We start from the raw sequence: 4,641 nt of genomic DNA on the forward strand, positions 1-4,641 counted from the left end.
CCCGGTTTGCGGTGAGCGGATCAGGATGCCGTTGCACACAGACAAGTCCTCGGGCGCGACCACCGGCTTGCGTTTGGCGAGGTATTCCGGTGAGGCCAGCAGGATCCGGTGCGCCGGCGCCAGCTTGCGCGCGACCACGCCCTGGGGCAGCTCAAAACCACCGCCGATCGCGGCATCGAAGCCCTGGCCGATCAGGTCCACCTGGCGGTTATCAAAATGCCAGTCGGGGTTGATATCAGGAAAGCGCTTTAGAAACTCCCCCAGCAACGGCACCACATAACGGTTGCCGAACACCGTGCCCATGCTCACTTTCAGCGTGCCCACTGGCCGCCCTTCGGCACTGGCCAGGTTAGCCACGGCGTTTTGAATGGTGGTGAGGCTGCCGCTGACTTCTTCGAGGAAGAGCTTGCCGGCCTCAGTCAGCGTCAGGCGCCGGGTGCTGCGCTGGAACAGCCTTACACCCAGGCGCGCCTCCAGCTTGGCCACACTTTTGCCCACGGCCGCCGGGGTCAGGCTCAGGTGCCGGGCAGCTTCGGCAAAACTGCCGCCTTCGGCGCTGCGCACGAAGCATTCGATACTGCCAAAGCTTTCCATATCGCCCCACTCTAAACTTTTGGTTTACACAGACTATAGTAATCACGGTCTACCGAGGACGCCACACGAGGTCGATACTCGACTCCAACCTCAACACACCTTTTGGAGATCGACATGACCACACAGAACCTCAGCGGCAAAGTCGCCTTGATCCAGGGCGGTTCCCGCGGTATCGGCGCCGCCATCGTCAAGCGCCTGGCCGCACAGGGCGCTGCCGTCGCCTTTACCTACGTCAGTTCGGCTGCCAAGGCTGAAGCGTTGCAGAACAGCGTGATCAGCCAAGGCGGCAAAGCCCTGGCGATTCATGCCGACAGCGCCGACGCAGACGCCATCCGCAGCGCCGTCAACGCCACCGTCGAAGCGTTCGGGCGCCTGGATATCCTGGTCAACAACGCAGGCGTGCTGGCCGTCGGCCCGCTGGAAGATTTCAAGCTGGAAGACTTCGACCGCACCCTCGCCATCAACGTACGCAGCGTATTTGTCGCCACCCAGGAAGCCGCGCGGCACATGGGCGAAGGTGGCCGCATCATCAACATCGGCAGCACCAATGCCGATCGCATGCCGTTTGCCGGTGGCGGCCCGTACGCCATGAGCAAATCGGCGCTGGTCGGCCTGACCAAAGGCCTGGCCCGCGACCTGGGCCCACGGGGCATCACCATCAATAACGTGCAGCCAGGCCCGGTGGACACCGACATGAACCCGGCAAGCGGTGATTTCGCCGAAAGCCTGATCGGCTTCATGGCCGTGGGCCGTTATGGCCATGTAGAAGAGATCGCCAGTTTCGTCGCCTATCTGGCAGGCCCTGAGGCCGGCTACATCACCGGCGCCAGCCTGACCATCGACGGCGGTTTCGGCGCCTGAGCCAACGCTGCGACATCACACCACGCTCCGACCTTGGTCGACACTGACTAACGCCAAGCATCATGCGAGACTGTTCGCCCGGGCCGGGAATGCCCGGGCGTTCTTATGTCTGGAGTTCTCATGACGCTGTCCAGCGGGCTGATCGCCGCCGTTGCCCTGGCCTATATGGCCATTATGTTTGCCATCGCCTTTTACGGTGACCGTCGCCATGCGCCGCTGCCGCCGCGGATGCGTGCCTGGGTGTATAGCCTGTCGCTGGCGGTGTATTGCACCAGTTGGACATTCTTTGGTGCCGTAGGCCAGGCAGCCGAACAGTTGTGGGCGTTTTTACCGATCTACCTGGGACCGGTGCTGCTGCTGGTGCTCGCGCCGTGGGTCCTGCAGAAGATGGTGCTGATCAGCAAGCAGGAAAACATCACCTCCATCGCCGACTTTATCGCCGCCCGTTACGGCAAATCCCAATCCCTCGCGGTGGTGGTGGCGCTGATCTGCCTGGTGGGCGTCCTGCCTTATATAGCCTTGCAACTCAAAGGCATCGTGCTGGGGGTGAACCTGCTGATCGGCGCCAGCGCCGACACCACGGGCACCCGCTCCCAGGACACGGCGCTGATCGTGTCGCTGGTATTGGCGTTGTTCACCATTGTGTTCGGTACCCGCAACCTGGACGCCACGGAACACCACCGCGGCATGGTGCTGGCGATTGCCTTTGAATCGTTGGTCAAGCTGTTCGCGTTTCTCGCCGTCGGTGCGTTTGTGACCTACGGCCTGTACGACGGTTTCGACGATTTGTTCAGCCAGGCGATGCTCGCGCCACGGCTGGAGGAATACTGGAAAGAGACTGTCAACTGGCCCTCGATGGTGGTGCAGACCGGCGTCGCGATGATGGCGATCATCTGCCTGCCCCGGCAGTTCCATGTCACCGTGGTGGAAAATATCGACCCCCAGGACCTGCGCCTGGCCAAGTGGGTATTCCCGGCCTATCTGATCCTGGCCGCCCTGTTTGTGATCCCGATTGCCCTCGGCGGGAAGATGCTGCTGCCGGGTTCGGTATTGCCGGATTCCTACGTGATCAGCCTGCCGTTGGCCGAAGCCCACCCGGCGCTCGCCGTGCTGGCGTTTATCGGCGGCGCCTCGGCGGCTACGGGCATGGTGATCGTCGCGAGCATCGCCCTGTCGACCATGGTCTCCAACGACATGCTGCTGCCCTGGCTGCTGCGCCGTTCCAGTGCCGAGCGGCCGTTCGAAGTGTTCCGTCACTGGATGCTGTCGGTACGCCGGGTGAGCATTGTCATCATCCTGCTGCTGGCTTACGTCAGTTACCGGCTGCTGGGGTCCTCCGCCAGCCTTGCAACCATTGGCCAGATTGCGTTCGCCGCCGTGACCCAGCTGGCACCGGCGATGCTGGGTGCGCTGTACTGGAAACAGGCCAACCGGCGCGGCGTGTTTGCCGGATTGGCGGCGGGTACGTTCCTGTGGTTCTACACCTTGGTCCTGCCGGTCACTGCGAAAAGTCTGGGCTGGTCGTTCAGCCTTTTCCCGGGCATGACGTGGCTGCATTCGCATCCGCTGGGCTTGTCGGTAACTTCTCTGACGCTGGGCACCGTATTTTCCCTGGCGGGTAACTTCACACTGTTTGTGTGGGTCTCAATGCTGTCGCGTACGCGGGTGTCGGAGCATTGGCAGGCCGGGCGTTTTATTGGCCAGGAAATCAGCCAGCGAGCCAGCGCCCGCTCAATGCTTTCGGTGCAGATCAATGATTTGCTCAGCCTCGCAGCGCGGTTTGTCGGTGAAGAACGGGCTCACCAGAGTTTTGTGCGCTTCGCCTATCGCCAAGGCAAAGGGTTTAACCCCAACCAGAACGCTGACAATGACTGGATTGCCCACACCGAACGCCTGTTGGCCGGTGTGCTCGGGGCTTCATCGACCCGCGCAGTGGTGAAAGCCGCCATTGAAGGCAGGGAAATGCAACTGGAGGACGTAGTACGCATCGCCGACGAGGCGTCGGAAGTGCTGCAGTTCAACCGGGCATTGCTGCAAGGCGCCATCGAAAACATCACCCAGGGCATCAGCGTGGTCGACCAGTCCCTGCGGCTGGTGGCGTGGAACCGGCGGTACCTGGAGCTGTTCAATTACCCCGAAGGCCTGATCAGCGTGGGCCGGCCGATTGCCGACATCATTCGCTACAACGCCGAGCGCGGGCTGTGCGGCCCGGGCGAGGCCGAAGTACACGTGGCGCGCCGCCTGCACTGGATGCGCCAGGGCCGTGCGCATACCTCCGAGCGGCTGTTTCCCAATGGCCGGGTGATCGAACTGATCGGCAACCCGATGCCGGGTGGCGGGTTTGTGATGAGCTTCACCGACATCACCGCGTTCCGCGAAGCCGAGCAGGCGTTGACCGAGGCCAATGAAGGCCTGGAACAGCGGGTGACCGAGCGAACCCACGAACTGTCGCAACTCAACGTCGCGCTGACCGATGCCAAGGGCGTGGCCGAGACCGCCAGCCAGTCGAAAACCCGGTTCCTCGCAGCGGTCAGTCACGACTTGATGCAACCGTTGAACGCCGCAAGATTGTTCTCTGCTGCCCTCTCCCATCAGAACGACGGCATGTCGCCGGATGCCCGGCAGTTGGTGCAGCATCTGGACAGCTCGTTGCGTTCGGCGGAAGACCTGATCAGCGACCTGCTGGATATTTCGCGCCTGGAAAACGGCAAGATCAATCCGCAGCGCCAGCCCTTCGTGCTCAATGAACTGTTCGATACGCTGGGCGCCGAGTTCAAGGCGCTGGCTCAGGAGCAGGGTTTGCGTTTCCGTCTGCGGGGCAGTCGTTTGCGGGTGGACAGTGACATCAAGTTGCTGCGGCGGGTGTTGCAGAATTTCCTCACCAACGCGTTCCGGTATGCCGACGGGCCGGTGCTATTGGGTGTGCGGCGCCGTCGCGGCGAGTTGTGCCTGGAAGTGTGGGACCGTGGTCCCGGGATTCCCCAGGACAAGCAAAAAGTCATCTTCGAGGAATTCAAACGCCTGGACAGTCACCAGACCCGTGCCGAGAAAGGCCTGGGACTAGGCCTGGCGATTGCCGATGGCCTGTGCCGCGTGCTCGGGCATCGCTTGAGCGTGCGTTCATGGCCGGGCAAAGGCAGCGTGTTCAGCGTGCGTGTGCCGTTGGCGCGCACTCAGGTCAGCGCG

3 protein-coding genes are annotated in these 4,641 nt (G+C 62.4%); 2 read left to right on the forward strand and 1 reads right to left on the reverse strand.

Annotation, left to right across the window (positions count from 1 at the left end; all coding sequences use genetic code 11):
• Window positions 1-594 (reverse strand): LysR family transcriptional regulator (locus tag HX846_RS08295; protein ID WP_178965237.1); only part of this gene is annotated, 594 nt, incomplete at its 3' end.
• A 114-nt stretch (window positions 595-708) separates the two neighbouring features.
• On the opposite strand from HX846_RS08295, the gene HX846_RS08300 reads away from it, so the two are divergent.
• Window positions 709-1,455, forward strand: a complete 747-nt coding sequence (locus tag HX846_RS08300) for a 3-oxoacyl-ACP reductase family protein (RefSeq protein ID WP_177019643.1) — start codon at window positions 709-711, stop codon at window positions 1,453-1,455.
• Window positions 1,456-1,575: 120 nt separating this feature from the next.
• Window positions 1,576-4,641: PAS-domain containing protein (locus tag HX846_RS08305; protein ID WP_178965238.1), on the forward strand; the 3,066-nt coding region annotated here is incomplete at its 3' end.

Source organism: Pseudomonas sp. K5002, from assembly GCF_013386655.1.
Classification (GTDB): Bacteria; Pseudomonadota; Gammaproteobacteria; order Pseudomonadales; family Pseudomonadaceae; genus Aquipseudomonas.